Genomic DNA, 24,267 nt, shown 5'->3' on the forward strand with positions numbered 1-24,267 from the left:
TCAAGGTTTTGCGGCCTTGATCCGCTCTAGCAGCTCCACCGGCGCCGCAAACGCCGTCCCATGCCGCACCCGCTGCTTCGTCCCCGCCCCGGGAAACCGCAACTTCGCGGTCACGTCTTCCCAGTTGAGCATGTCGCGCGTACGCAGCGCTCCGTAGTGGCCGGCCGTGTAGGCGTCGTAATACACGATCACCTCGTCCCCGACCTGCAGCACGCTCGGTCCTTCGCTCCACAGGCCCGAGGGCGTGATCGGCGCACCCAGCGCCCCGAAGGGACCGTCGAAGCCGGACGCCCGGGCCACGCGCAGGTGCTTCTTGGGCGGATAGCGGGTCTCGTCCTTCACCAGCAGCCAGTCCTTTCCGAAGGCGCGCGCCAGGGTGGCGTCGATCGCCGAGAATCCCGGATCGTAATACAGGCGGCTGGGCGTGAAGCTGGCGAAGTCCCGGGTCGTGGTGGCGTAGATGCGGTGGTTGTACTTCTCTTCGCTCTGGCCCTCGGTCTGCGGGAAACGCCCGGGGATGGTGGTCGACCACAGGATCAGGTAATGGCCGCGGCCTCGGTCGTAGAAGATCTCGGGCGCCCAGGCGTTCAGGGCTGCCGGTTCGTGCGCCATCACGGGGATCTCGCGCTGGGCCGACCAGTTCACGAGGTCCGGCGAGGAGGCGTAGCCGATGCCCTTGTCGTTCCAGCCGCTGGTCCAGACCATGTGGTACAGGCCGTCGGGCCCGCGCACCAGGCTCGGGTCGCGCATCAGCTTCGTGCCCACCGTCGGCGCGAGGAAGCTGGCGCCGCCGCGCAGCGCTTCCCAGACGTAGCCGTCGCTGCTGGCGGCCAGGTGCAGGCCGTCGGCGCCATTGCCGGTGAAGTAGGCGAACAGGTAGGCCTGTGCTTCTTCCTTCCGGAGCAGGGGCGCGCAGCCGGCCAGCAGGGCGCCGCCGCCCAGCGCGGCCAGCGCCCCGAGTGCATTCCGGCGCTTCATTTGGCGGCCCGCAGGTCGCGGTTGGCTTCGTCGCCGAGCGGGCGCTCCTGCGTGCGTCCGGGGCTGGGGGGCACAGCAAACCCCGCGACCGGGTCCGGACGGGCCGGGTCGAAGGCGAAATCGTCGACCACCTGGGCGGCCACCGGCAGTCTGGCCTCACGCATGCCCAGCACGACGGCCTTGGCCAGCACATAGCTGCCGTAGTTGTTGTGATGGGTATTGTCGAGGGGCTTCGGTGCCGGCAGGGCGAAGGCCGCCTTCGAGCCCTCGACGCCGAGCGCCGCGTACATGGTCTGGCTCATGGCATGCAGGTCGATGAAGGGCACGCCGAGTTCCCGCGCCGACTGGCGCGCCGCCTCGGCATAGTCGCCCAGGGTGAGCACGACCTTGCCCGCGTCGTCGAAGCGACGGCGCTCCATCGACGAGACGATGACCGGCAGGCCGCCGCGTGCGCGCACCATCTCGACGTGGGTCCCGATCTCGGCCTTGTAGGTGGTGAAGGGGCCACCCTTGCCGGCCGCAATCTGCTTCTGGTCGTTGTGACCGTACTGCATCAGGAGCGTGTCGCCCGGCTTCATCCGGGTCAGGATCTTGTCGATGCGGCGCTTGGCGAGCGAATCGCGGTAGGTCTCGCCCGACTGCGCATAGTTGGCCACCGCCACCGTGGGCTTGAAGAAGCGCGGCAGCATCTGGCCCCAGCTGTTGTAGGGCTCGCCCGGCTGGTCGCTGACGGTGGAGTCGCCCAGCAGGAACAGGGTCGGCACCTCTGCCTTGGCGATCTCGATGCTGCGCACGGCCGGTCGGGCGCCGCTGAATTCAAGGGTCAGGCGCCGGTCCCAGGCCCAGGCTTCGGTGACGGTCTCGCGCGGGACGTTGAGTTTCACTTCGCCGGCGGCGACGCCCGCCGCTGCCGGGATCTGCGGGGTGCGCACATTGACGATGAAGCTGCGCTGTACTGTCTGGCCCGGGGCAGTCTGGACGTTCTCGAGCATCAGGCGGCGCAGTTCGGACTTGATGGTGGTGACGCCCGGCTGCCGCTCGTCGCCCAGCGTGACCGTCACGCGGTAGTTGCCTTCCGGGAGGTCGACCGAAAAATAGCTGCCCTGGGGTGTGCCCGGTTCGAAGCCGTAGCCGCGGCCCGGTTCATACGTGGTGGACGCGCCGACCGGCGTGTAGCCGGCAGGCGCGCTGCCGCCGAACGCGAAGCGCCGGGCGGTGTCCGCCGTGGCTTGGGACGCGCAGCCCGCCAGCAAGGCGGCGCCGGCGATGGCGCACAGGGCGCCGTGGAAGCGTGGTGTCATGTGTCGACTTTCGTGCTGGTTCTATGTGGCCGGCAGGGCGTCGCCGACCAGGGCCAGGTTCTGGATCGCGGCCAGGCCCCATTGCGCCGTGTCGTTGGTGGTCACCCATGGCACTTCGTTGACCGGGTTGAGTACGGCCGGCCCATCGATGCGCTTCGGCGCGAAGGGCGGATAGGGCCGGGCGCCGCCCGTGAACTCCTTCCAGGCGCGGCGCGCAAGCACCGGGTCCTTGCGCTTCCAGGCGGCGTAGGCGGTCATGCGCGAGTTGCCGAGGTAGAGGGCGTCGGTGCCGCCATGCTTGCTGCCCAGGCGGCGCACCTGTTCCTCGACGGGCGCGTTGTACAGTTCGCAGTAGTCGAGCCAGGCCTTCTCGAAGGCCTTGTCGCCGGTCAGGTTGATCAGTTCGTCGAAGATCTCGACCGCGCCGAACACCGCATTCAGGTGCGAAGCGGCGACGCCGTCGCCGATCATGTTGTGCAGGCGGCCGGTGTCGGGCTCGTAGCCCATGCGTTCGGCGTTGAAGAAGCCGTGCGGCATGGCGGCGATGTCGCGCATGCCGGTCAGGATCTTGTCGCGGTACTTGACGCTGCCGCTGCGCTCCCATTCGGTGAGCCAGTTGGCGGCCAGCGAGGCCCAGTCGGTGCCGAAGCTGGCGCGCACCGGGTAGGGGCCCTTGGGCGGCGCGTTGGGGAGCTTGCGCACCGGGTCGACCGCGTCCAGGCGGGTGTCGGCATCCAGCACTTCGCGCATCACGTCGCCGATGCGCTCGTCCGCGGTCAGGTAGTAGTACATGCGGCGGTAGACCGCGGTGCTGATGCGCACCTGCTTGGCGCTGCAGCCCCAGTGCTGGACGTTGTGGCGCGTGCCCAGGCCGGCGAAGCGGCCCAGGTGGTAGGTGTCGACGTCGCTGGTGTGGCGCACCATCGCTTCGCCCATGCGGAAGATGTCGGCGCGCCCGCTGCGCAGGAAGGAATACCACAGCCACAGGTCGGGCGAGAGTTCCGAGTTGGCCCAGGCGTAGCCGCCGACGTCGTAGCGCCATTCGTGGCGGTCGGCGTCGTAGGTGTGGCGCACGTCGCCATGGTCCCAGAAGCCGTACCAGCGGCGCTGCTCGACTTCCTTGCGGTAGAAGTCGAAGTGGGCGTCCAGCCGGTCTTCGATGGCGGCCTTGGCCGGCGTCGAGCGGTCCGGCAGCGACCACATGTTGCCGAACACCCGGGTGCCCAGGATGTGGGCGGGCGCCGCCACCAGCTGCGGCGGCGTCTGGACCTGCGCCGCCATCTGCACCAGGCGTTCGCGCGCCGGGGTCGCATCCAGCGCCCACAGGGTCAGTTCGCTGCTGCGGGCGACGCCGACCGGCGTGCCGAAGCCTTTTTCGTAGTCTTCGTAGGTGAGGTCCAGGGCCTGCAGCTCTTCGGCGTGGCTGTCCATGCCCATGCCGTCGTGGTAGAAGCGCAGGTCCATCGCCGGCGCGTCGGGCGACCACATCCATACGGTGACCTGGGCCGCGTCGGTATGCGCATTGCGGATGTCGAGCTGGGTCGGGTGGCGCTGCCAGAAGTCGCGCATGCCGAAGGCCACGCCGCCGCTGGCGCCGCCGATGTAGCCCAGGCCCGGCGCGCGCCGGCCCCAGGCCGCGTCGATCCAGCCGTGCCCGGCCTTGGTGCGCTTGCGGATGCGGAAGCTGTCGGGCGACAGCTGCGACAGGCTGTAGTCGCCCCAGGCCGGGACGTAGTGCATGTTCTTGCGCACCCGCTCGGCGATCTCGGGCGTGGCGATGCCGAGCCCGGCCAGCTGGGCCTTGCGCACGGCTTCGCCCGGGTCGCGGCGCAGGCCGGTCAGGTTGCGCACGCCCTCGGCCCACAGGCCGCCGCCGTGCTCCTGCAGCTCGCCGCCGAAGCGCACGTGGCGGTTATGGGCCTCGTCCGGCAGCGGCACGTCGAAGCGCAGGCCGATCCCGCGCAGGAAGTCCTTCTGCTCGTCGCCGTCGAAGACGAAGGTGTGCATGATGCGCACCGACTCGGCGCCGGCATAGAAATACAGGCGCAGCGTGAAGGGCAGCCAGGAACGCGCGCCTTCGACTGCGCGGTGCATCCCTTCGAGTTTCACCACGCTGCGCACCGGGCCGCGCTGTTCCAGCGCGACCCGGGTGAGCCGGCTTTCGTAGGCGCTCCGGCGCGTCGTTCCGGCGCTGCCGTCCGGCTGGTCGTCGCTCAAGGCCACCAGCTTGCCGGCGCGCGCGATCTCGCGCTCGCCGTTACCGAGCTTGCGCCGGATGCTGCGGATGATGTCGGCGCCCTGGCGCGGCACCACGCATTCGATCACGCCCGTGTTCACCACGATGGCGTCCGGGCCCTCTTGCACCGCCAGCACCTGGGCTGGCAGGCGCGCCTTGCCCGGGCGGACCTGCAGGCGACCCGGCAGGGCGGCGTCCTGGGCCGGCAGTGCGTGCGCAGTCCACTTGAGCGAGCCGTCCGGCCACCAGGCGATCGGCCAGCTCTGGCAGGCCAGTTCGCCGTCGGCGCCATGCACGGCAAACGCCTGGTCCTTGCGCAGGGCGCCGCGCGGCCAGGGCACGCCGAAGGTGGTGCCGGTCATGAGGCTTGGCGCGCCTTCCAGCCAGGCCAGGTCGGCGACCGTTGCGGCGGCCGGTGCGGCCGGTGCGGCCGGCGTCGCGGCCTGGGCGGCGCGCACGCCGAAGGGCAGCGCCGCAGCCAGGGCGCCGGTCTTGAAGAAGCTGCGGCGGGACAGCGGCGCCATCTCAGCGGCTCGCCGACATGCTGACCGTTACCGGCGCACGCAGGCGCGCGGCTTCCTCGGCGACGTGGCGCTGCCAGTCGGCCTGGGTGGCGAAGGGGCTGCCGCGGGTCCAGGCGGCGCCCACGTGGTAGCGCAGCGGCTGGCCGGAGACCACCGGCGCCGTCACCAGGCCGTTGCGCTCGTCGGCGGCGAAGCCGGAGGCGCCCGGGACGATCACGGCCACGCCGAAGTCGCCGAAGCTCTTCTGGGTCACCCATTGCACCAGGCTGCCGTCCTGCTTGTTCTGGCTGAAGTCGACCTTCACTTCCTGGCCCTTGTCGCTCGGACGCTTGTTCAGGCCGACCGCGGCGATGAGCTGCTTGGGACCGGCGAAGCTGAAGCTGCTGTCGATGCGGTCGAACCAGCGGCCGGCGTCCACGGTGAAGCGCTTGACCTCGGACACCTTGGTGCCCTGCGCGTCCCAGCCGTCGTAGTGCAGCTCGAATACGGTGCGTACCGGGCCGTTGGCCAGGATCTTCCAGCGCGCGTAATTGGTGCCGACGTACAGCTTCTGGCCGTCCCAGATGCCGGTGCCGCCGGCGCCGCGGGTCGGGCCGACGTTGTACATGTCGATGCCTTCGCCTTCGTCCACGTGGTAGTGGTCGTGGCCGATGTTGTACCAGCGGTCGACGATCGGGTAGGGCACGCGCTTGAACCAGATGTCCATGCCGCTCGTGACCAGCACTTCCTTGTCGGATCCCGCAGGCGCCGGTGCGGCCAGCGCGGGGCCGTAGGTGCGGTGCGCCAGCCGGTCGTTCTCCCAGGCGAAGTCGTCGAGGCGTTCCGGCACGAAGCGCGCAGCGGTCCTGGCCGGGAAGGGTGGCACCGTGGCGCCGGCTTTTTCGATGGTGACGGTGGTGCGCTTCTCGCCCGGCTTGAAGTCGACCTGGAACAGCAGTTCGCCGTAGGCGGCGCCGATGAACCTGGGGTCCTTGGCGGTCGGGGCGATGTTGGTGACCTGGTAGGGCAGCACGCGCCCCGCCGCGTCCTTGACCACCAGCTGCTGGTTCAGCGCCTGGGGCAGGGCTTCGTTGACCTTGGCCCAGGGGATGGCGATGGTTTCGGCCGGACGGGCAATGTCGAGCGTGTGGCTGACGGTGACCGTGAGGCGCTCGGCGGCGCCGGCGGCGCCGGCGACGGTGAACAGGGCGGCGAGGGCGATGGCGGAAAGGCGATGGCTCATGTCTGGATGCGTGTTCAGGGTTGGTTGGTCGACTGCGGCGGCGTCATGCCTTCGCCGAGGAAGAAGCTGGGATGGGGCGGCTGGTTGTAGCCGGCGTTCTGGGCGGCCACCTGCACGCGGTACTGGGCGTCGTGCATCAGGGTCGGCAGGCGGTGCCGGGTCGGCACGGTGGTGCTGAACACCAGCAGGGCGTCGTCGCCGCTGCTGCGCCAGACCACTTCCTCGCGCCAGTCGCCGAGCAGGTCGGCCGACAGCACCGGATTGGCCTTGGTGCCGTTGTTCGACGCCGCGCCCTGCGGCGCAGCGTCCAGGATCAGGTCGAGGCGCTGCGCCTGCGGATTCCATTTCTCGATCCGGGTGCCGTCGAGCGACTCGCGCAGCAGGTCGCCGTCCCACCAGAGGCCGAAGTTGTAGGCGCGCGGACGCAGCGCCGAGATCCGGACGCCCCTGGCGTCGTACAGGCCGCCGGCAGGGTTGGTGATGCCGCCGATCGCGGCCCAGCACTCGTTGCCTGGATGGGCGGCGTCGATGTCCATGCAGATGCCGCGGCCGACGTCGATCGTGCTCGGGATGCCCCACAGGACCTTGCCGGTGGCGGCGTCGCGCATCGCGGCGCCATTGCCCTGGTAGCACTTGGGCGACTCGTGCACCATGAACACCTGCAGGCCGGGCAGGCTCGGGTCGTGTTTGCCGACATGCAGGGCGTCGCCATGGCACAGGTTCGAGCTGTACATCAGCTTGCCGTCGCTGGTGACGGTGGCGGCGCCGTAGACGATGTCGTCGCGGCCGTCGCCGTCGGCGTCGGCCACCGCCATCCAGTGCGCGCCCTGGCCGGCGGCGGCGCCGTTGCCCGGCGTATCGCTGTCGAAGACCCAGCGCTGCGACAGTTTGCCGTCGCGCCAGTCCCAGGCCGCCAGCACGGCGCGCGTGTAGTAGCCGCGCGCGAACACCGCGCTCGGGCGCTTGCCGTCGAGGTAGGCCACGCCGCCCAGGAAGCGGTCGACCCGGTTGCCGCGATCGTCGCCCCAGGCCTCGCCAATGCCGCCGCGCGCCGGCAGATAGCCGGTGGTGGCCAGCGCGGCGCCGCTGCGGCCGTCGAAGACGGTCAGGAATTCCGGACCTTGCAGGATGAAGCCGTCCTTGTTGCGATGGTCGGCCTGCGCGTCGCCGATCACCTTGCCCCGGCCGTCGACGCTGCCGTCGGCGGTCTTCATCATGACTTCGGCGCGGCCGTCGCCGTCGAAGTCGTAGGCGAGGTAGGTGGTGTAGTGGGCGCCGGCGCGGATGTTCTTGCCCAGGTCGATGCGCCACATGAAGCTGCCGTCGAGCCGGTAGGCGTCGATGTAGGTCGAGCCGGTATGGCCGCTGTGCGAATTGTCGTGCGCGTTGGTCGGCTGCCACTTCACCAGGAGCTCGTAGCGGCCGTCGCCGTCGAGGTCGGCGGCCGAGCCGTCGTTGACCACGTAGCTGTAGGCGACACCGTCCGGGCTCACGCCATCGGCCGGCTTGCGCAGCGGAATGCGCAGGAAGGCTTGCGGCCAGCCGGCGACCGGCTTGGCCTCCCCGCCGGTCTCGACGCCGCCGCGCACGGGCCGCACGCTGTAGCTGGCGCCAACAGCGGCGCCGGCGTCGACGAAGTTGGTGGCAAGCAGCGGCCGGTCGTTGACGCGCACCCCGTCGCGGTAGAGATTGAAGGCGGTGGCGGCGTCGTCCTGGCCGAGCGCGCGCCAGCTCACGAAGTTGCCGCTGCCCGTCGCGAGCGCGACCACGCCGCGGTCGAGGACTTCGAGCTGCCTGCCGCCGACCTGGGCGCCGCTGGGTTGGGTGGTGCTGCAGGCGCCGGCCGCGAGGGCCAGCAGGCCGAGGGCGATGCTGCGCTGCAGCGTGGTTCGATAGGTGGTGGATGCCATGGTGTCCTGGGTCGCTCGTGGAGGATAGCGCATCCGAGTATTCATTTGCCATGGCGGCAGTGTCAACCAGCCGGCCGTTTCACGCCCCAATTAGTCAGCCGCTTGAGCGAATGCCGCCGGGCGTGAATACAGCGCCGTATGGACACGCGGCCGGGGTGGGCTTCGCTCAGCGCCCGATCAATCCCTTGATCGATGCGCAGGCGAAGATGGACGCTCGTGCGCGCCCCGGCATACACTGTGCGGGTTCACTTCGTACATTCGCTCACCCTGTCCATGATCATTTCGTCCGCCACCGATTTCCGCGAAGCGGCCCGCCGCCGCCTGCCGCCTTTCCTGTTCCACTACCTCGATGGCGGCGCCGGCGCCGAGCAGACCCTGCGTAGCAACGTCGACGACCTGCAGGCGGTCAAGCTGCGCCAGCGCGTGCTGCGCGGCTCCGAGCAGCTGGACCTGGGCGTGCGGTGGTTCGGCCAGGACTACGGGCTGCCGATCGCGCTGGCGCCGGTGGGCCTGACCGGCATGTATGCGCGGCGCGGCGAGGTGCAGGCGGTGCGCGCGGCCTGCCGCCGCAACATCCCCTTCATCCAGTCCACCGTGTCGGTGTGCCCGCTGGCCGAGGTGGCGGCCCAGGCGTCGAACCCGATCTGGTTCCAGCTGTACGTGCTGAAGGACCGCGGCTTCATGCGCGACGTGATGCGGCGCGCCTGGGAACTCGGTGCGCGCAACCTGGTGTTCACGGTGGACATGCCGGTGCCGGGCGCGCGCTACCGCGACGCCCACAGCGGCATGAGCGGCCCGAACGGCCCGCTGCGGCGCGTGCTGCAGGCATTTACCCATCCGCGCTGGGCGCTCGACGTGGGCGTGTTCGGCCGCCCGCACGACCTCGGCAACATCTCGGCCTACCGCGGCAACGCCACCGGCCTGGCCGACTACATCGGCTGGCTGGGCGCCAATTTCGATCCGGGCATCGCCTGGCCCGACCTGCAATGGATCCGCGACGAGTGGCAGGGCAAGCTGGTGATCAAGGGCATCCTCGACCCGGAGGACGCGCGCGATGCGCTGGCCTTCGGCGCCGACGGCATCGTGGTCTCGAACCACGGCGGGCGCCAGCTGGACGGGGCGCCGTCCTCGGCCAGCGCGCTGCCGGGCATCGCGGCGGAAGTCAAAGGGAAGATGGCCATTTTCGCCGACGGCGGCGTGCGCACCGGGACCGACGTGTTCCGCATGCTGGCGCTGGGCGCCGACGGCGTGCTGATCGGCCGCGCCTTCGTGTATGCGCTGGCCACCCAGGGCCAGGCCGGGGTCGAGCGCCTGCTGGCGATCATGGAGAAGGACCTGCGCACCAACATGGTGCTGACCGGCGTGCAGTCGGTACGCGACATCGGGCCGCATCTGCTGGCGCGCTAGAGGTATTCCGCTCGTAGGGTGGTCGGCGGAGCCGACCACCCTACGGACATGCGCGGCCGGCTAATGGCCGCGCCGCCCGATGCGGTGGTGCACCCGCCGCTGCGCCAGCCACACGCCGGCGGCGACCACCGGCACCAGGATGCCGAGCATCAGGTCCGGGTTGAGCGGCAGGCCGGCCGCCTTGGCCGCCTTGCCGGCGTAGCCGAGCAGGCCCACCAGGTAGTAGGAGATCGCGGCCACCGACAGGCCTTCGACCGCGAGCTGCAGGCGCAGCTGCTGGGCGGCGCGCGCGTTCATCGATTCCAGGATGCGGCGGTTCTGCAGTTCCTGCACGATGCCGACCCGGGTGCGCAGCAGGTCGTTGCTGTCGGCGATGCGCCGTCCCAGCGCCTCCTGGCGCGCGCTGACCGCGCCGCAGGTCTGCATGGCCGGGGCCAGGCGCCGTTCCATGAATTCTTCCACCGTCGGGCTGCCTTCGATGCGGGTCTCGCGCAGTTCCTCGATGCGCGCCTTGACGATGCCGAAATAGGCTGTCGAGGCCGAGAAGCGGTAGCCGTTGTCGAGCACCAGCTTTTCCAGGCGCGCCGCCAGCCGCGTGATCTGGGCGAGCAGGCGCTGTTCGTCCTGCGCGCCGGTGTCCGGCGCCATGTCGGTGGCCACCATGGCGCTGGCAAGCAGCGCGAGCTGGGCTTCGATCGCGTCCAGTTCGGTGGCGACGCTGCGCGCAGCGGGCAGGCCGAGCAGGGCCATCATGCGGTAGGTCTCGATCTCGAGCACGCGCTGCACCAGGCGGCCGCCCTGCAGGTGGCGCATGCCGAGGTCGCGGATCACGAAGCGGCTGAAGCCGTCGGCCTGGATGGCGAAATCGGTCCACAGCTCGGCGCCCTGCATCACCGAGGAGCCGGCCAGCTGGCTGCGCTCGAACACCGCCGGCAGGCGCGCGGCGTCGGCCTCGCCCTTCACCAGGGCCACGTGGGCGGCGGCCATCAGGCTGCCTTCCAGGCTGCCCAGCCAGGATGCCGGCAGGTAGGACAGCGGCATGTGGGCGAAGGCGTCGTGCACCGCCAGCTGCGGCGCCAGGGGTGCGCTCACGGTGTAGGTGGCGAACTCGGTGTGGCATTCCCACTTCAGGCGGAAGCTGCCGAAGTCGTGGTAGAAGTGGTTGCTGCCCGGGCCCGGCGCGGCGACGCCGAAATGCCCGCACAGTTCCCCCAGCAGGCGGTGCTGCCCATGGGCCTGCGGCGAGCCGGTCCGGCCGCCGTGGCAGACGGCCAGGTGGGTGATCGCCTCGGGACCGTCGAGCCGCATGAAGGGGCGCGAATGGAGTTCGGCCGCCAGCGGCACGCGCAGCGGGTGGTTCAACGTTAGCTTGAAGTCTCTCAATCGGCTCTCTCTCGGCAGGGGACTGGGTGGCTTGGCCAGTGCCTCATTACCTGCCGATTTGGCGCATCGGTCAACGGGCCGGGCCCGAACACTCAGGATCTTGATCGGGAGCGCAGCGAGTTGAGCGGAAGCTGCGCCGCAGTGCGCGATTGTCGGCCCGGCCCCTTGCAGCCCGGCTCCTTGCGCGCCGGTCCCGTCATCCCGGCCAGCACGTCCAGCGGCAGCATTAACAAGAGCGGCAGCAGCGGCAGGCGCGGCAGGAGCGCGGGCGCTGCCGGAGCGAGCTCGTGGCGCATCAGCTTCCTCTCCCCAACTGGGCCGATGCCGGCCACGGGCCGGGGCCGGTCGACTATTTGGACCCCGGCGGCGGCCGGCGGCCGTCGGGCGGGGCGGGGCTGGGTGGCATGCTAAGATGCAAGGCCACAGTAGGCATCATCGGATGACGTAGTGACACACAGCGCAGTCAAACACACCCTCTTCCTGTTCGACCTGGACGACACCCTGCTCGATTTCAGGGCTTCCGAACAACTCTCCTTCGTGCGTACGCTGCAGGCGCTGGGCCTGGACGGCGCAATCGACGCCCTGTTCCCGCAGTACCAGGCGATCAACGTCGCGCTCTGGCGCGCCTTCGAGGCCGGCACGGTGTCGAAGGAGTTGCTGAAGGTCGAGCGCTTCCGCCGGACCTTCCTGCAGAACGGCCTCGACCTGGACCCCGAGCGGGCCAGCGCGCTCTACCTCGAATCGCTGTCCGAGACGGTGGTGCTGGTCGACGGCGCCCAGCGCCTGTGCGCCGCACTCAGCGCGCTGGGCGAGATCGGCATCATCACCAATGGCGTCGAGCACATCCAGCACCGCCGCATCGCCAGCTCGGGCCTGGACCGCTACATTTCCTTCGTGGCCACCTCGGAAGCCTGCGGCCATGCCAAGCCGGACACCCGCTTCTTCGAGTACAGCGTGCGGATGGCGCGCGCGCGACCGTTCGCCAAGGCGGAAACCGTGATCGTCGGCGACCGCCTGGATGCCGACATCCTCGGCGCCAACCGCTTCGGCATCGACAGCTGCTGGTTCAATCCGGGCCGGCTGGCCAACGACACCCTGGCGCTGCCCAGCGCCGAGGTGGCGCACCTGGACCAGGTGCTGCCCGCGCTGGAAGCGCTGGCCGCGCCCGCGGCGGCGGCCTAGCCGGCAAGCGTGCCCGCCGTCGCGCGCGGCGGTGCTATGCTCGAGCCTCCATATCCGGAGGCGACCATGCAGACCACACCCGTCCGTCGCGAGCACGACGATCTTGGCAAGCTCGTCCTGCGCGTCGTGCTTGCCGTCCTGCTGCTGTTCCATGGCATATCGAAACTCGGCAGCGGGGTCGGCTTCATTGCCGGCATGCTGCAGAAGGCGGGTTTGCCCGAGGTGTTCGCCTACGGCGTCTACATCGGCGAAGTGCTGGCGCCGCTCCTGATCCTGCTCGGGCTGTTCACGCGCCTGGCGGCCCTGGTCGTGGCGATCAACATGATCGTCGCGCTGCTGCTGGTGCACACGGCCGAATTCTTTACGCTGAACAATACCGGCGGCTGGGCGCTGGAATTGCAGGGCATGTACCTGGGCAGCGCGATCGCGCTGGCCCTGCTCGGCGCCGGGCGCTACAGCCTGGGCGGCATCGGCGGGCGCTTCAATTAATGCATCATGTTCATGAATGGCCGCACAGATTCATGCGCGCCGTTCATCAATCTGATCATTGCTTGATTGCATGCAGCCACACGGCCGCGATCCGCTCGGCCTCTTCGTAGCCCGGCTCGCCGAGCTGGCCGCCGAAGATGTCGGGGTCGAGCTCCTCGTAGTTCCAGTGGCCGCACTGGGCCTGCAGGTCGGGGCGGATCGCTTCCAGGAATGCGTCGGTCGAACCGCTGATCGCCACGCCCGTGTACAGCATCAGGCTGCCGCCGCGGCGCAGCCGTTCCAGGCTTTCCTTGACGATGCGCACCGACAGTTCGGCGCTGCGCATGCCGCCGCCGTGGCGGTAGGGCAATTTGCTCGGGTCGAGCACGTAGGGCGGGTTCGAGACGATCAGGTCGAAGTCGCCGTCCAGGCTGTCGAACAGGTTGCTGTGGCAGGCGTGCAGGTTGTCGAGCCCGGCCAGCCGCGCATTCACCACCGTCAGCGCCAGCGCCCGGGTGTTGATGTCGGCGCCGGTGACCTCGGCGTGCGGGAAATGGCGCGCGATCGCCAGCGCGCCGGCGCCGCCGCCGCAGCCGATGTCCAGCGCGCGGGTCGGCCCCGAACCGAGCCAGGGAAAGGCGCGCCCCATGGTGCCGACGAAGCGGTAGGTGTCGGGACCGAAGAACACCGCGTCCTCGTCCTCGGTCGGGTAGGCCGAATGGAACACCAGCAGCTCGCCCAGGCTCGAGGCGCGCAGCGTCGAGCGCAGCAGGGCGCCGTCCGCTTCCACGATGCGGGCGTCGTGCATCAGCGCCAGCAGTTCCGGCGCCACGTCGCCCGGCGCGAACGGACGGCTCCAGCCGAAGATGCCGCGCAGGTCGCGCGCGCGCTCGTTGCCGGGCCGGCGGTTGATGCGGCGGTGGGTGGACGGGGTCACCGTGATGAAACGGTATGCGTGCTCGCGCAGGTAGCGGCCGAGCGCGACGAGGGCATTGGCGTGTGGACTTGTCATGCGTCTAGCCTCGCACGTGCGCAGCCGCCATGCTGTGCGCCAGCTAACGCAGGCCGCGCGCATCCTTGGGCAGAGGAAATTGCCACCACTATGTGAATGTGCGAACAGTCCGAAACCGGGCCGCTGTCCATACTCGTTGGCACGAGGGTGGCGCCGGCGGACCGGGCCACCGCGCCGCGCCGACAACCAGGGGAGAACAGCATGAGCAAGAGGGACGGGATCGAACGCGAGATCGCGCGCGAGCGCCACGAACGTGCGCTGCACGACGAGGCCCGCAGCGGCCTGGCGCCGCTGGAAGAGGAATTCCGGCTGAAGGACGCGCGCGAGCGCGCCGATACCGGCACGCTGCGGCGGCCGGCACGAAGCAAGCATGAGGAGGGCAAGCGATGAAGTGGGAAGGCGACCGGCAGAGCGACAACGTGGAGGACCGCCGCGGCGGCGGCGGCGGTTTCGGGGGCTTCGGCGGCAAGACCGTGGGCATCGGCACGCTGGTGATTGCCCTCATCGGCAGCGTATTCTTCGGCATCGACCCGAGCGTGATCCTCGGCGGCGGGGGCGGCGGGCCGGTGCCGGTGCAGCAGGCGCCGCAGGGACCGCAGGGCGCGCCGGCCGACGACCGCGAGACCCAGTTCGTGCGCACCACCCTGGCCTACACCGAAGACGCCTGGGCCCAGATCTTCGCCGAGCAGGGCGCCCAGTACCGGCCGGCCAGGCTGGTGCTGTTCGAGGGCGCGACCCCGACCGCCTGCGGCACCGGACGCAGCGCCACCGGCCCCTTCTATTGCCCGGCCGACGGCAAGGTCTACATCGACCTGGGCTTCTTCCGCCTGATGCAGCAGCGCTTCAACGTGGCCGGCGAATTCGCCCAGGCCTACGTGATCGCGCACGAAGTCGGCCACCACGTACAGAACCTGCTGGGGGTCTCGGACAAGGTCCACAACGCCCAGCAGCGCGCGTCGGAACGCGAAGGCAACGCCCTGTCGGTGCGCCTGGAACTGCAGGCCGACTGCTTCGCCGGCGTCTGGGCCAACCGCACCAACAAGCGCGAGCAGATCCTGGAAGCGGGCGACGTCGAGACCGCGCTGGCGGCGGCTACCGCGATCGGCGACGACGCCCTGCAGCGCCAGTCGCAGGGCACGGTGGTGCCGGATTCGTTTACCCACGGCAGCTCGGCCCAGCGCGTGCGCTGGTTCACGCGCGGCCTGGAGAGCGGCAGCGTGGAGCAGTGCAATACCTTCGAGGCGCGCCAGTTGTAAGCCCGCGCAGTGCGTGGGGCGGCGGCCTTGCCGCACCAACGCACCCCGGGTCGCTTGTAGGACAAGCTCTCGTCCGGCCTTGCGCCATCGCCGAATCTCCTCGAATCGTCCTGTTCGTTTCCGTGCGCGTATCGCAATCCCTGGCGTTCTGACATAAGGTTTTCCCACGCTGCCCGCCGAGCCGGCGGGTGCCTGAATCCGTTGTGAACATCATCGAGGAGGAGTTATGCTGGCAATGAACTACCGCGGGCCTTATCGCGTCCGTGCCGATCACAAGCCCGACCCCGTCATCGAGCATCCCGGCGACGCCATCGTGCGCGTCACCCGCTCCTGCATCTGCGGCTCGGACCTGCACCTGTACCATGGCCTGGTGCCCGACACCCGTGTCGGCCACACCTTCGGCCACGAGTTCATCGGCGTGGTCGAAGAAGTCGGCTCCGGTGTCCAGCACCTGAAAGTCGGCGACAAGGTGCTGGTGCCCTTCAACGTGTTCTGCGGCTCCTGCTTCTTCTGCGACCGCGAACTGTACGGCAATTGCCACAACATGAATGCGGAATCCACCGCCGTGGGCTCCATCTACGGCTATTCGCACACGGCCGGCGGCTACGACGGCGGCCAGGCCGAACTGGTGCGCGTGCCGATGGCCGACGTCGGCCCCATGGTGATCCCCGACGACATCCACGACGACGACGCCGTGCTGCTCACCGATGCGGTGCCGACCGGCTACCAGGCGGCCGAGATGGGCGACATCGCGGAAGGCGATACCGTGGTGGTGTTCGGCGCCGGCCCGGTCGGCATCTTCGCCGCCAAGTCGGCCTGGTTGATGGGGGCCGGGCGCGTCATCGTGGTCGACCACGTCGACTACCGCCTCGAGTTCGTCAAGCGCTACGCCCAGTGCGAAGTGGTCAACTTCAAGGACGTGCGCGACATGGCCGAGCACATCAAGAAGATGACCGACTGGATGGGGGCCGACGTCTGCATCGACGCGGTCGGCTGCGAAGCCTCGGGCAATGCCATGCAGTCGCTCACCGGCCGCTACACCATGATGCAGGCCGGCTCGGCCACGGCGCTGCACTGGTGCATCAACTCGGTGCGCAAGGGCGGCAACGTGTCGATCGTCGGCGTGTATGGCCCGACCTTCAATTTCGTCCCGATCGGCAACGCCCTGAACAAGGGCCTGACCCTGCGCATGAACCAGGCCAGCGTCAAGCGCCACCTGCCGCGCCTGATCGAGCACATCCGCGCCGGGCGCCTGAATCCGAAAGAAATCATCACCCACCGGGTGCCGCTGGAAGAAGTGTCGGACGCTTACCACATCTTCTCCGGCAAGCTCGACAACTGCATCAAGACCATCCTGATCCCGCCGAACGCCAACCAGGTCAAGGCGGTGTCGGCCAGCGTAGTGCATTAAGGAGCGACCATGGAATCACGCAACGACATGACTGAACACAAGCACCATGGCCACGCGCACGAGCATGAGCACGGCCACCTGCAGCAGCACCCCGGCCAGGGCCACGTCGCTCCGCGCCGCCCCTCGCGCCAGGAGCTGCAGCACATCCAGGGCTGGGGCGCCGACCTCGACCGCAAGAACCGCCCCGGGGTGCCGATGGAACGCACGCCGCCGCGCTTCATCAACCAGCCCGCAGGCGACCCGCCCCAGCAACAGGAGAAGGTGGAAATTCTCGTGTCGAGCGAGCGTCCGGGGATTACGCAGGTGTTCGGCACCGTGCAGCCGCCCTCGGGCATTTCGGGCATGATCCGCCGCCTCGCCTTCAAGGCCAGCGAGAACGACGTGCGCCACTGGCTGCTCCTGCTGCTGGCCGACCGCGTCAACATGGTGGAAGGCGTGGTGGAAGACCTGGCGCACGGCCATGTCCCGAACGTGCTGGGCGAGATGGGCATCAAGGCCGAGATGAAGCACAACCCGGCCGGGCTGGCGAAGAAGGTGGCGATTACCGCCGCCGTGGTGGGCACGGCCGTGTACCTGATGAAGCGCCGCGACCGCGAGGAAGTGCGCTACGAGGACGAGCGCTACCAGGGCGACCGTTACGGCGAGCGTTACTAGCGCTGAAGAAGCGTTCCCGGGCGCAGCGGGCCGCAGGGCGCGTTGCGCCCGCTGCTCGTCGCTGTTCGTCGCTGCTTGTCTTAGTCGTTCAGCACCGGCGCCTGTTCGGCCGCGAAGGCCGCAACGGGCGCGGCTTGCCTTGCAGCCTTGCCGCCCGGCGCCTTGCGCTTGGCCGGCTTGCGGCGGAACTTGGTCCAGACCACCAGGCCGGTGACGAAGAAGAGCAGGGGCGTCACGCCCACCACGCTGATCAGGATGCGGCCGGCCATCCCGAAGGCTTCGCCGGTATGCAAGGGATACAGGGTGCTGACGAACCAGTCGCCGCCGCGCGCGGCCAGCGGGTCGATCGTGCGCAGCACCGCGCCGCTGCCGGCGTCCACGCTGACCCGGGTCGCGCCCGCGCCGTGGCGCAGTTCTCCCGGCTGGCGCACCCGCACTTCGTAGGGCTGCTCCAGCTTGGCCGGCAGGCCGATGCGCGACACCCGGCCCGCGGGATAGCGCGCCTGGGCCGCCGCCATGGCCGCGCCGGCATCGATGCGCGGCGCCTCCTTCGCACTGGCGTTGGTCACCTTGTCGTTCTTCGCCAGCGGGGCGACGGCGCGGATGGCCGGCGTCACCCAGTCCGGCGCGTTGAAATACACGCCCGAGAAGGCGATCACCAGCAGCACCGGCGCGACATAGAATCCGGCCGCGCGATGCAGCTGGAAGCTGAATTTCGGCCAGTTGCCGCCGCGCCGCACCGTGATCGCGTGCCAGAACGCCGACACGGTCAGCTTCGGCCACCATACCACGATGCCCGTTAATGTGAGCAGCAGCAGGGCGACGCCCTGCACCGCGATCACCAGCTTGCCCGCTTCGCCCGCCATCAGGTAGCGGTGCAGGTGGAACAGGGTCGGCATCAGGAGCGGCCGCGCCAGGCCTGCCTCGCCCCAGTTGCGCTCGCCCAGCACCGCCAGGCTGGCCGGGTCGACCATCACCTGGCGCGTCACGCCCTGGGTCCAGCTGGCGTCCGGCTTTTCCGGCCGGTACCAGGCCACGTACACGTCCCCGTGCACTTCGGGCAGGAACAGGGTGTCGGGCCGTCCGTAGGCCGGATCGCCGGCCAGGCGCGCGACGACCGCCGCCGCCTGGGCAGGGGCGGGCCGCGCCTCGGCGCCGGCCTGGGCGCCGGCGGGCGGCGCCACCTGCAGCAGGCCAGGATTCAGCCAGGCGTCGAGCTCGTGGCGCCAGCCGATGACGGTTCCGGTCAGGCCCTGCAGGACCAGAATGGTGCCGAAGATCAGGCCGGCCCAGAGATGGAGGGTACGGATGAGCGGTTTCATGCACTAAATGATAACCGAAATGAGAATGATTCTCGATCTTGCGTCCTTACATGATAACGATTATCATTCAAGAATTCCTGCTGAGTAAAGAATCCATAAGCGAATTCCACGTCATGAACAAGAACAAGTCGATCAAGCCGCTGAAGACCCTCCCCGCCGCCGTCGCTGCCGCCTGCATGCTGATGGCCATGTCCCACGCCGCCGCCCAGGAACAGCAGGCGACCCAGCAGGCCGCACAAGAGAAGGAACAGGAACTCGCCTCGGTGGTCGTCACCGCCACCCGCACCGCCAAGGCGGTCGACAAGATCCCGGGCGCGGTCTCGGTGATCACCCAGCAGGAACTCGCCACCCAATACCTGATCGCCGACGATCCCTCGCAGGCGCTGGCCACCTATGTGCCGGGCTATGCGCCGAGCCGCCAGAAGATGACTTCCACCGGCGAATCGCTGCGCGGGCGCCAGCCGTTGATCCTGTTCGACGGCATCCCGCAATCGAACCCGCTGCGCGCCGGCATGCGCGAAGGCTACTTTGCCGACAGCGCCATCATCGAGCGCATCGAGGTGATCAACGGCGCCTCGGCCATGCAGGGCATGGGCGCCACCGGCGGCATCATCAACTACATCACCAGGACCCCGCGCAAGGAAGGCACCAGCTACACCGTCAACACGCGCTTCTCGAGCCAGTTCGAATCCGACAGCCTGGACTGGAAGACCGGCCTGACGGTGAGCCATAAATCGGGCGGCTTCGACCTGCTGGCCTTCGCCAGCGTGCAGCGCCGCGGCATCGGCTACGACGGCAGCGGCCGCCGCATGGGCGTGGACGCGGTGCAGGGCGACACCATGGATTCGCACGGCAACGACCTGTTCCTCAAGATCGGCAAGTCCTTCGGCGACCAGCGCCTGCAGCTCACCCTGAACCGCTTCGACCTGGCCGGTGACGGCGACTACCGCAGCGTGCCGGGCGTGCTGGCCCAGGGCGTGCCGACCAGCTCCACCCCCGGCACGCCGATCGGCATGCCGCCGCGTAACAAGGTGCGCAGCGCCAGCCTCGATTACCGCCACCACGACCTGGCGGGCGGCAGCCTGACCGTGCAGCTGTTCGGCCACGAGTTCTCGGCCCTGTACGGCGCCACCAATACCTCCACCTTCCAGGACGTGGCGATCGCCCCGCGCGGCACCCTGTGGGACCAGTCGCAGGTGGTGACCGACAAGCGCGGTGCGCGCATCACCTGGGTGCGTCCGGACGTCCTGGTGCAGGGACTGGAATTGACGGCCGGCCTCGACTGGCTGCAGGACAACCCGCAGCAGCGCCTGGCCGGTACCGGCCGCACCTGGGTGCCGGAACTGAAGTTCCGTTCGCTGGCGCCCTTCGCCCAGCTCGAATACGAATTCGGTCCGGTGACCGTGCGCGGCGGGGTGCGCTACGAAGACGCCAAGCTGGACGTCGACACCTATACCACCCTGGCCGCCTACGGCAGCCGCCGGGTGGAAGGCGGTTCCGCCGAGTTCTCGAAAGCCGTCAAGAACGTCGGCGCAGTGTGGCGCTTCGCCCCGGGCTGGTCGGCCTTCGTCGGCAGCTCGGAAGGCTTCGGCCTGCCGGACGCCGGCCTGGTGCTGCGCGGCGTGGCGGTGCCGAACCAGTCGGTGTCGAGCCTGATCAGCCTGCAGCCCATCATCACCCGCAACAACGAGGTCGGCGTCAACTGGCGCGGCAAACATGGCCAGTTCGGCCTGTCGCGCTACGATTCGCGCTCCAAGCTCGGCAGCGTGATCCGCATCACCTCGGCCGGCATCGGCCTGGTCGAGCGCGTGCCGACCACGGTCAAGGGCTGGGAAGCGAATGCCGAATGGCGCCCCAACAAGGACTGGACCGTGTTCGGCACCTGGGCCACCCTCGACGGCAAGACCGCGGCCACCCAGGGCGCGCCGATGGACCTCGACCTCGGCGCCCGCTCGCAGGGCCCGGACAAGGCCGTGCTGGGCGCCAACTGGAGCTTCCAGCCCCAGGCCCAGCTGCGCCTGCAGGCCACCCACCTGCGCGACCGCGACATCAATATCGGCCGCCGGGTCGGCACCAGCAACCTGGAAGAGCACTTCAAGGGCTACACCCTGGTCGATGCCGCCGCCACCTGGGACACCGCCTACGGACGCTTCGGCCTGAGCCTCGAGAACCTGTTCGACAAGTACTACGTGGGTTATTACTCGCAGTCGGCCTCGAGCGTGGATGTCAACGCCACTTATGCCGGCCGCGGCCGCACGCTGGCGCTGAGCTGGAACCGCAGCTTCTGAGCGCAGCCTGATGTGGCGGCAGGCGACACGGTGCCTGCCGCCTGCACCAAAATTGCGCTCAAGCAAATCCTTTCTGCCGAGCTCGTCCAAACTGTCCGATGGGCGGCCCAACCGGGGCCGCGTTTCCGCGATTGGAGACGAGATTGAGAACGCACACCACCTTCCCGGCAGCGCTGCTCGGCGCCGCCTTGCTGCTGTCGCCGCAATCCATGCTTGCGGCGCCGATGATGAGCGCACCCACCAACTTGAGCGCCACGGCCAAGTCCTCGGTGCTGGCCCAGCTGATGGCGCAGCGCCAGGCCAAGGGCCTGGACGCCGACCATAGCTACCGCATCACCTCGCAGCATCCGGGCGCCAACGGCACCCAGATCCTGCGCGCGGCCCATACCTGGAAGGGCCTGCGGGTATTCGGTTCCGACTCGGTGGTGGTGCTCGACAAGTCGGCCAAGGTGCTGTCCGAGTCGGCGTCGGAGCGCCGCCAGCACCTGGGCACCGGCAGCGCGAACCGCCTGGGCGCCCTGACCGCGAGCTTCAGCGTCCAGCCGCAGGTCAACAGCAAGGCGGCCATCGCGGCGGCGCTGGCCTCGCTGGCGCCGACCCTGGGCCAGAACGCGGTGCACGTGGTGAAGCCGAGCGCCGAGCTGCTGATCTATCCCGTGATGCGCACGCAGCGCGTGGTCGGCGCCGGCGCCAAGGAAGAAGGCGAGCTCAACGCGGTCGACGTGCAGGACGTGGTCGAGCGCTACGAACTGGCCTGGCTGGTGCGCACCCGCATGCGCCTGGGCGACCAGCCGATCTATTACGACACGGTGATCAGCGCGCGCGACGCCGCCGTGCTCGACCAGTGGAACATGCTGCAGACCGTGGTCGGCGTGGGAAAAAGCCAGTACAACGGCGAAGTCCCGATCAGCACCACGCTTTCCGACGGCATGTACCGGATGCTCGATCCCGAGCGCGGCAAGGGCGGGACCTTCGGCGCGATGGCGATCACCAACGCCAACAACGGCAGCAGCGCCGGCAAGGTCTACACCAACGCCGCCAACCTCTGGGGCGACGGCAAGCAGTTCGTCGAGGGCTCGAGCACCACGGGCGTGAACGGCCAGACCGCGGCCGTGAACGCCATGTGGGGCCTGATGAACACCTACGACGCGCACAAGAACGTGCTGGGCTGGCTCGCGCTGGACGGCAAGGACACCGCCACCTATATCGCCGCCCACGTCAACCGCGGCTACGACAACGCCTACTACAGCGATACCTGCAAGTGCATGTTCATCGGCGACGGCACCTATTTCACCAGCCTGGGGGCGATCGACGTGGTCGGCCACGAGATGGGGCACGGCATCACCGCCGCGACCTCGAACCTGATCTATTCGGGCGAATCGGGCGGGCTGAACGAATCGAGCTCGGACATTGCCGGCGAGGTGGTGGAAGCCTATGCGCGCGCCGGCGGCAAGGGCGACAAGTTCCCGGAAGAGGGCAACGACTGGCAGCTGGGGACCGAGATCAGCAAGAACGCCACGCCGCTGCGCTGGATGTACCGTCCCAGCAAGGACGGCAGCAGCCCGGACGCCTGGAGCACCTCGCTGCGCCGCCTCGACGTGCACTACAGCAGCGGTCCGAACAACCGCATGTTCTACTTCCTGGCGCGCGGCTCGCGCGACGACAGCGCGGGGGACTACTACAGCAAGTACCTGGTGAAGCAGCCGAAAGCCATGACCGGCATCGGCACCGACAAGGCCTTCCGCATCTGGTTCCATGCGAACACCACCAAGTTCACTTCCAGTACCAACTATGCCGATGCGCGCGCCAGGATGATCGAGGCCGCCGAGGAGCTGTACGGCAAGGCCAGCCGCGAGTCGGTGGCGGTGCAGCGCGCCTATGCCGCCATCAACGTCGGCGCCGACGTGGACGAGCCGGGCGCGGTGGCCTCGCCTTACTGAGCCGCGACGGTCTGCTGGTCGCTCAGCAGCGGGAAGGGATTGATCGGCGTCCCTTTCCACCACAGCTTCTCGGGCGTGAGCTCGAACACGGCGAAGTGCAGGTGCGGGGCGTTCGGGTCGGAGTTGCCGCTCACCCCCACATAGCCGATCACGTCGCCGCGCTTGATCGCCATGCCTTCCTTGACGCCGTCGGCGTAGCGGTCCAGGTGCGCGTAGTAATAAGCGTACTTCTCGCTCGGGTCGAACTGGTACAGGGTGGTGCCGCCCGGCTTGCTGGTGAACAGCTTGGCCACCTTGCCGTCGGCCGCGGCCAGCACCGGGGTGCCCTTGGGCGCCATGATGTCGAGCGCTTCGTGCTGGCGCTGCTTGCCGCGCGGCTGGTCATAGGTGTCGCTCAGGCTGGCGAGCTTCATGCCCTGCACCGGCACCATGAGCTTGCCGTGGACGGCGGTCGCGACGGCGTCGGCCGGGGCCTGCGCACTGCTGGCCGCCATCTCCGAGGAAGGACGCAGCGGCAGGTCGACGTCGCTCAGGTCGGCCTGCACGACCGGCGGCCCCGGCAACTGCGGATCGATCTGGGTGGCCGGCACTCCGGTGGCCGGCACTCCGGTGGCCGGCGGCGGGGCCGTGGCCACCACGGGCGCCGGCTCGTCCGGCACGGCGCGCAACAGAACGAACAGTCCGCCGGCGCCGACCAGCACGCCGAGCACGAAGCTCATCAGCCATCTCATGTCATCCTCCTCCGGGTTTCAATTGGGTTGTCAGCTCTCCAGCACGACCTCGAGCCCGGCGCTGACCGCGCCCGCCACCTCGGCGGCGCTCCAGTTGGTCAGGCGGATGCAGCCGTGCGACTCGGTCTTGCCGACGTGGCCCGGCACCGGGGTGCCGTGGATGCCGTAGTGCGGCTTGGACAGGTCGATCCAGACCACGCCGACCGGGTTGTTCGGGCCCGGCGCGACCTTGGCCTTCTTGTCGCCCGGTTCGGCGTCCCAGAACAGCTTCGGGTTGTAGTGGTAGGTCGGGTTGGCGTGCACGCCTTCGATCTTCCAGCTGCCGACCGGCAGCGGATCGTTGGCGCTGCCGGTCGAGACCGGATACTGGGCGAGCAGGGCCCCGCCGGCGTCGAACAGCTGCAGCACCTTGGGGCCTTCCTTGACCACGACTTTCGCCGCCTTCGGCAGCGGCTGCTTGCCGTGCACGTTCGGGACCACGACCTGCTCGCCCGCGCGGCCGAAGTCCTTGCCCGGGTTCAGGGCCTGCAGCATGGCCGGCTTGGCGTGGAATTTCTCGCCCAGGCCTTCGAGCACGTTCTCGTAGCCGAGCTCGGGGAGCTTGGCCTTGTCCATCATGTCGCTCGGCACCGGGCGGAACGGACCGGCCACGTCGGCTTCGACCAGGGTATAGGTGACCAGGTGCGGGCTGTTGTCGGCGTTCAGGGCGTTCCAGGTGGCATCGTCCAGCTTGCCGGTCACCGGCAGCTTGCGCAGTGTCTGGAAGGTGCTCAGGGCCTGGCGCATGTTGGACCCGTAGGCGCCGTCGATTTCGCCGGGCGAGAGGTTGGCGCGGTCGAGCAGGACCTGGGCGCGCAGGTTGCGTTCGAACTGGGCCTTCCTGGCCGTGGCCGGGTCGACCGGAGCGCCGGCTTGGGCGGGGGCGTGTGCGGCCTCGGGGGCGCCGGCCTGCTGCGCCTGGGCCAGGGGAAGGGCGCCGATCAGGGCGGCCAGGAGGGGGATGGTGTGCAATTTACTCATTTTAGTTTCCTGCAATGCTTGC

The 24,267-nt window shown here is 69.1% G+C and carries 20 protein-coding genes; 9 read left to right on the plus strand and 11 right to left on the minus strand.

Annotated features, from left to right (window positions below):
• Genes AB3347_RS01415 through AB3347_RS01435 form a run of 5 tightly spaced genes read right to left on the minus strand, consistent with a single transcriptional unit; the run spans position 1 to position 8,171 of the window.
• A complete protein-coding gene (locus AB3347_RS01415; RefSeq protein WP_369089986.1) occupies positions 1-978 on the minus strand; it encodes a glycoside hydrolase family 43 protein in 978 nt (325 codons plus the stop codon).
• On the minus strand, positions 975-2,279 hold the full coding sequence (locus AB3347_RS01420; protein WP_369089987.1) for a rhamnogalacturonan acetylesterase: 1,305 nt from the start codon (positions 2,277-2,279) through the stop codon (positions 975-977). The genes AB3347_RS01415 and AB3347_RS01420 overlap by 4 nt, the downstream gene beginning before the upstream one ends.
• Positions 2,280-2,300: 21 nt before the next feature.
• On the minus strand, positions 2,301-5,039 hold the full coding sequence (locus tag AB3347_RS01425) for a Tat pathway signal sequence domain protein (RefSeq protein WP_369089988.1): 2,739 nt from the start codon (positions 5,037-5,039) through the stop codon (positions 2,301-2,303).
• A 1-nt stretch (position 5,040) separates the two neighbouring features.
• Positions 5,041-6,261, minus strand: coding sequence for a DUF4861 family protein (locus AB3347_RS01430; protein ID WP_369089989.1), 1,221 nt, complete (start codon positions 6,259-6,261; stop codon positions 5,041-5,043).
• Between the two features lie 14 nt (positions 6,262-6,275).
• A complete protein-coding gene (locus AB3347_RS01435; RefSeq protein WP_369089990.1) occupies positions 6,276-8,171 on the minus strand; it encodes a rhamnogalacturonan lyase in 1,896 nt (631 codons plus the stop codon).
• Between the two features lie 273 nt (positions 8,172-8,444).
• Between AB3347_RS01435 and lldD the strand changes: the two genes are divergently transcribed.
• On the plus strand, positions 8,445-9,578 hold the full coding sequence (gene lldD / locus AB3347_RS01440) for an FMN-dependent L-lactate dehydrogenase LldD (RefSeq protein ID WP_369089991.1): 1,134 nt from the start codon (positions 8,445-8,447) through the stop codon (positions 9,576-9,578).
• Positions 9,579-9,638: 60 nt separating this feature from the next.
• Here the strand turns inward: lldD and AB3347_RS01445 are convergent, their stop codons facing one another.
• Both AB3347_RS01445 and AB3347_RS01450 read right to left on the minus strand, forming a co-directional pair.
• Positions 9,639-10,940, minus strand: coding sequence for a DUF3422 family protein (locus AB3347_RS01445; RefSeq protein ID WP_369089992.1), 1,302 nt, complete (start codon positions 10,938-10,940; stop codon positions 9,639-9,641).
• 113 nt (positions 10,941-11,053) lie between these two features.
• Positions 11,054-11,257 carry a hypothetical protein gene (locus AB3347_RS01450; protein ID WP_369089993.1) on the minus strand — a complete coding sequence of 68 codons (204 nt, stop codon included), beginning with the start codon at positions 11,255-11,257 and terminating at the stop codon, positions 11,054-11,056.
• Positions 11,258-11,408: 151 nt separating this feature from the next.
• Here AB3347_RS01450 and AB3347_RS01455 point away from each other — a divergent pair, with 151 nt between their 5' ends.
• A complete protein-coding gene (locus tag AB3347_RS01455; protein WP_369089994.1) occupies positions 11,409-12,143 on the plus strand; it encodes a YjjG family noncanonical pyrimidine nucleotidase in 735 nt (244 codons plus the stop codon).
• Between the two features lie 66 nt (positions 12,144-12,209).
• On the plus strand, positions 12,210-12,632 hold the full coding sequence (locus AB3347_RS01460; RefSeq protein WP_369089995.1) for a DoxX family protein: 423 nt from the start codon (positions 12,210-12,212) through the stop codon (positions 12,630-12,632).
• Positions 12,633-12,687: 55 nt separating this feature from the next.
• Here the strand turns inward: AB3347_RS01460 and AB3347_RS01465 are convergent, their stop codons facing one another.
• On the minus strand, positions 12,688-13,623 hold the full coding sequence (locus AB3347_RS01465) for a methyltransferase (protein ID WP_369089996.1): 936 nt from the start codon (positions 13,621-13,623) through the stop codon (positions 12,688-12,690).
• 201 nt (positions 13,624-13,824) lie between these two features.
• Here AB3347_RS01465 and AB3347_RS01470 point away from each other — a divergent pair, with 201 nt between their 5' ends.
• The 4 genes from AB3347_RS01470 (at position 13,825) to AB3347_RS01485 (ending at position 16,944) form a co-directional block, all read left to right on the plus strand.
• Complete coding sequence (locus AB3347_RS01470) at positions 13,825-14,013, plus strand: hypothetical protein (RefSeq protein WP_369089997.1); 189 nt, start codon at positions 13,825-13,827, stop codon at positions 14,011-14,013.
• Positions 14,010-14,879: a neutral zinc metallopeptidase gene (locus tag AB3347_RS01475; RefSeq protein ID WP_369089998.1), complete on the plus strand. Its 870-nt coding sequence runs from the start codon at positions 14,010-14,012 to the stop codon at positions 14,877-14,879. The genes AB3347_RS01470 and AB3347_RS01475 overlap by 4 nt, the downstream gene beginning before the upstream one ends.
• 226 nt (positions 14,880-15,105) lie before the next feature.
• On the plus strand, positions 15,106-16,290 hold the full coding sequence (locus AB3347_RS01480; RefSeq protein WP_369089999.1) for a zinc-dependent alcohol dehydrogenase: 1,185 nt from the start codon (positions 15,106-15,108) through the stop codon (positions 16,288-16,290).
• Positions 16,291-16,299: 9 nt separating this feature from the next.
• Positions 16,300-16,944, plus strand: a complete 645-nt coding sequence (locus tag AB3347_RS01485; RefSeq protein ID WP_369090000.1) for a hypothetical protein — start codon at positions 16,300-16,302, stop codon at positions 16,942-16,944.
• An 80-nt stretch (positions 16,945-17,024) separates the two neighbouring features.
• On the opposite strand, the gene AB3347_RS01490 is transcribed toward AB3347_RS01485, so the two are convergent.
• Positions 17,025-18,266, minus strand: coding sequence for a PepSY-associated TM helix domain-containing protein (locus AB3347_RS01490; protein ID WP_369090001.1), 1,242 nt, complete (start codon positions 18,264-18,266; stop codon positions 17,025-17,027).
• Between the two features lie 113 nt (positions 18,267-18,379).
• On the opposite strand from AB3347_RS01490, the gene AB3347_RS01495 reads away from it, so the two are divergent.
• Together AB3347_RS01495 and AB3347_RS01500 are read left to right on the plus strand one after the other, a co-directional pair.
• Positions 18,380-20,554: a TonB-dependent receptor gene (locus tag AB3347_RS01495; protein WP_369090002.1), complete on the plus strand. Its 2,175-nt coding sequence runs from the start codon at positions 18,380-18,382 to the stop codon at positions 20,552-20,554.
• Between the two features lie 224 nt (positions 20,555-20,778).
• Positions 20,779-22,494, plus strand: coding sequence for a M4 family metallopeptidase (locus AB3347_RS01500; protein ID WP_369090508.1), 1,716 nt, complete (start codon positions 20,779-20,781; stop codon positions 22,492-22,494).
• Here the strand turns inward: AB3347_RS01500 and AB3347_RS01505 are convergent.
• Both AB3347_RS01505 and AB3347_RS01510 read right to left on the minus strand, forming a co-directional pair.
• Positions 22,488-23,225 carry a M23 family metallopeptidase gene (locus AB3347_RS01505; protein WP_369090003.1) on the minus strand — a complete coding sequence of 246 codons (738 nt, stop codon included), beginning with the start codon at positions 23,223-23,225 and terminating at the stop codon, positions 22,488-22,490. The two genes, AB3347_RS01500 and AB3347_RS01505, sit on opposite strands and share 7 nt — an antisense overlap.
• 30 nt (positions 23,226-23,255) lie before the next feature.
• Positions 23,256-24,245: a L,D-transpeptidase family protein gene (locus tag AB3347_RS01510; protein ID WP_369090004.1), complete on the minus strand. Its 990-nt coding sequence runs from the start codon at positions 24,243-24,245 to the stop codon at positions 23,256-23,258.
• Between the last annotated feature and the right edge of the window lie 22 nt (positions 24,246-24,267).

Origin of the sequence: Massilia sp. X63 (assembly GCF_041023745.1) — a bacterium.
In the GTDB taxonomy this organism is placed as follows: domain Bacteria; phylum Pseudomonadota; class Gammaproteobacteria; order Burkholderiales; family Burkholderiaceae_D; genus Telluria.

Coding starts and splice junctions, on each gene's coding strand:
- AB3347_RS01450 (WP_369089993.1), bottom strand. CDS start 11,257: ATGCGCCACGAGCTCGCTCCGGCAGCGCCCGCGCTCCTGCCGCGCCTG.
- AB3347_RS01430 (WP_369089989.1), bottom strand. CDS start 6,261: ATGAGCCATCGCCTTTCCGCCATCGCCCTCGCCGCCCTGTTCACCGTC.
- AB3347_RS01425 (WP_369089988.1), bottom strand. CDS start 5,039: ATGGCGCCGCTGTCCCGCCGCAGCTTCTTCAAGACCGGCGCCCTGGCT.
- AB3347_RS01470 (WP_369089997.1), top strand. CDS start 13,825: ATGAGCAAGAGGGACGGGATCGAACGCGAGATCGCGCGCGAGCGCCAC.
- AB3347_RS01460 (WP_369089995.1), top strand. CDS start 12,210: ATGCAGACCACACCCGTCCGTCGCGAGCACGACGATCTTGGCAAGCTC.
- AB3347_RS01420 (WP_369089987.1), bottom strand. CDS start 2,279: ATGACACCACGCTTCCACGGCGCCCTGTGCGCCATCGCCGGCGCCGCC.
- AB3347_RS01475 (WP_369089998.1), top strand. CDS start 14,010: ATGAAGTGGGAAGGCGACCGGCAGAGCGACAACGTGGAGGACCGCCGC.
- AB3347_RS01465 (WP_369089996.1), bottom strand. CDS start 13,623: ATGACAAGTCCACACGCCAATGCCCTCGTCGCGCTCGGCCGCTACCTG.
- AB3347_RS01485 (WP_369090000.1), top strand. CDS start 16,300: ATGGAATCACGCAACGACATGACTGAACACAAGCACCATGGCCACGCG.
- AB3347_RS01495 (WP_369090002.1), top strand. CDS start 18,380: ATGAACAAGAACAAGTCGATCAAGCCGCTGAAGACCCTCCCCGCCGCC.
- AB3347_RS01510 (WP_369090004.1), bottom strand. CDS start 24,245: ATGAGTAAATTGCACACCATCCCCCTCCTGGCCGCCCTGATCGGCGCC.
- AB3347_RS01480 (WP_369089999.1), top strand. CDS start 15,106: ATGCTGGCAATGAACTACCGCGGGCCTTATCGCGTCCGTGCCGATCAC.
- AB3347_RS01415 (WP_369089986.1), bottom strand. CDS start 978: ATGAAGCGCCGGAATGCACTCGGGGCGCTGGCCGCGCTGGGCGGCGGC.
- lldD (WP_369089991.1), top strand. CDS start 8,445: ATGATCATTTCGTCCGCCACCGATTTCCGCGAAGCGGCCCGCCGCCGC.
- AB3347_RS01505 (WP_369090003.1), bottom strand. CDS start 23,225: ATGAGATGGCTGATGAGCTTCGTGCTCGGCGTGCTGGTCGGCGCCGGC.
- AB3347_RS01500 (WP_369090508.1), top strand. CDS start 20,779: ATGATGAGCGCACCCACCAACTTGAGCGCCACGGCCAAGTCCTCGGTG.
- AB3347_RS01435 (WP_369089990.1), bottom strand. CDS start 8,171: ATGGCATCCACCACCTATCGAACCACGCTGCAGCGCAGCATCGCCCTC.
- AB3347_RS01490 (WP_369090001.1), bottom strand. CDS start 18,266: ATGAAACCGCTCATCCGTACCCTCCATCTCTGGGCCGGCCTGATCTTC.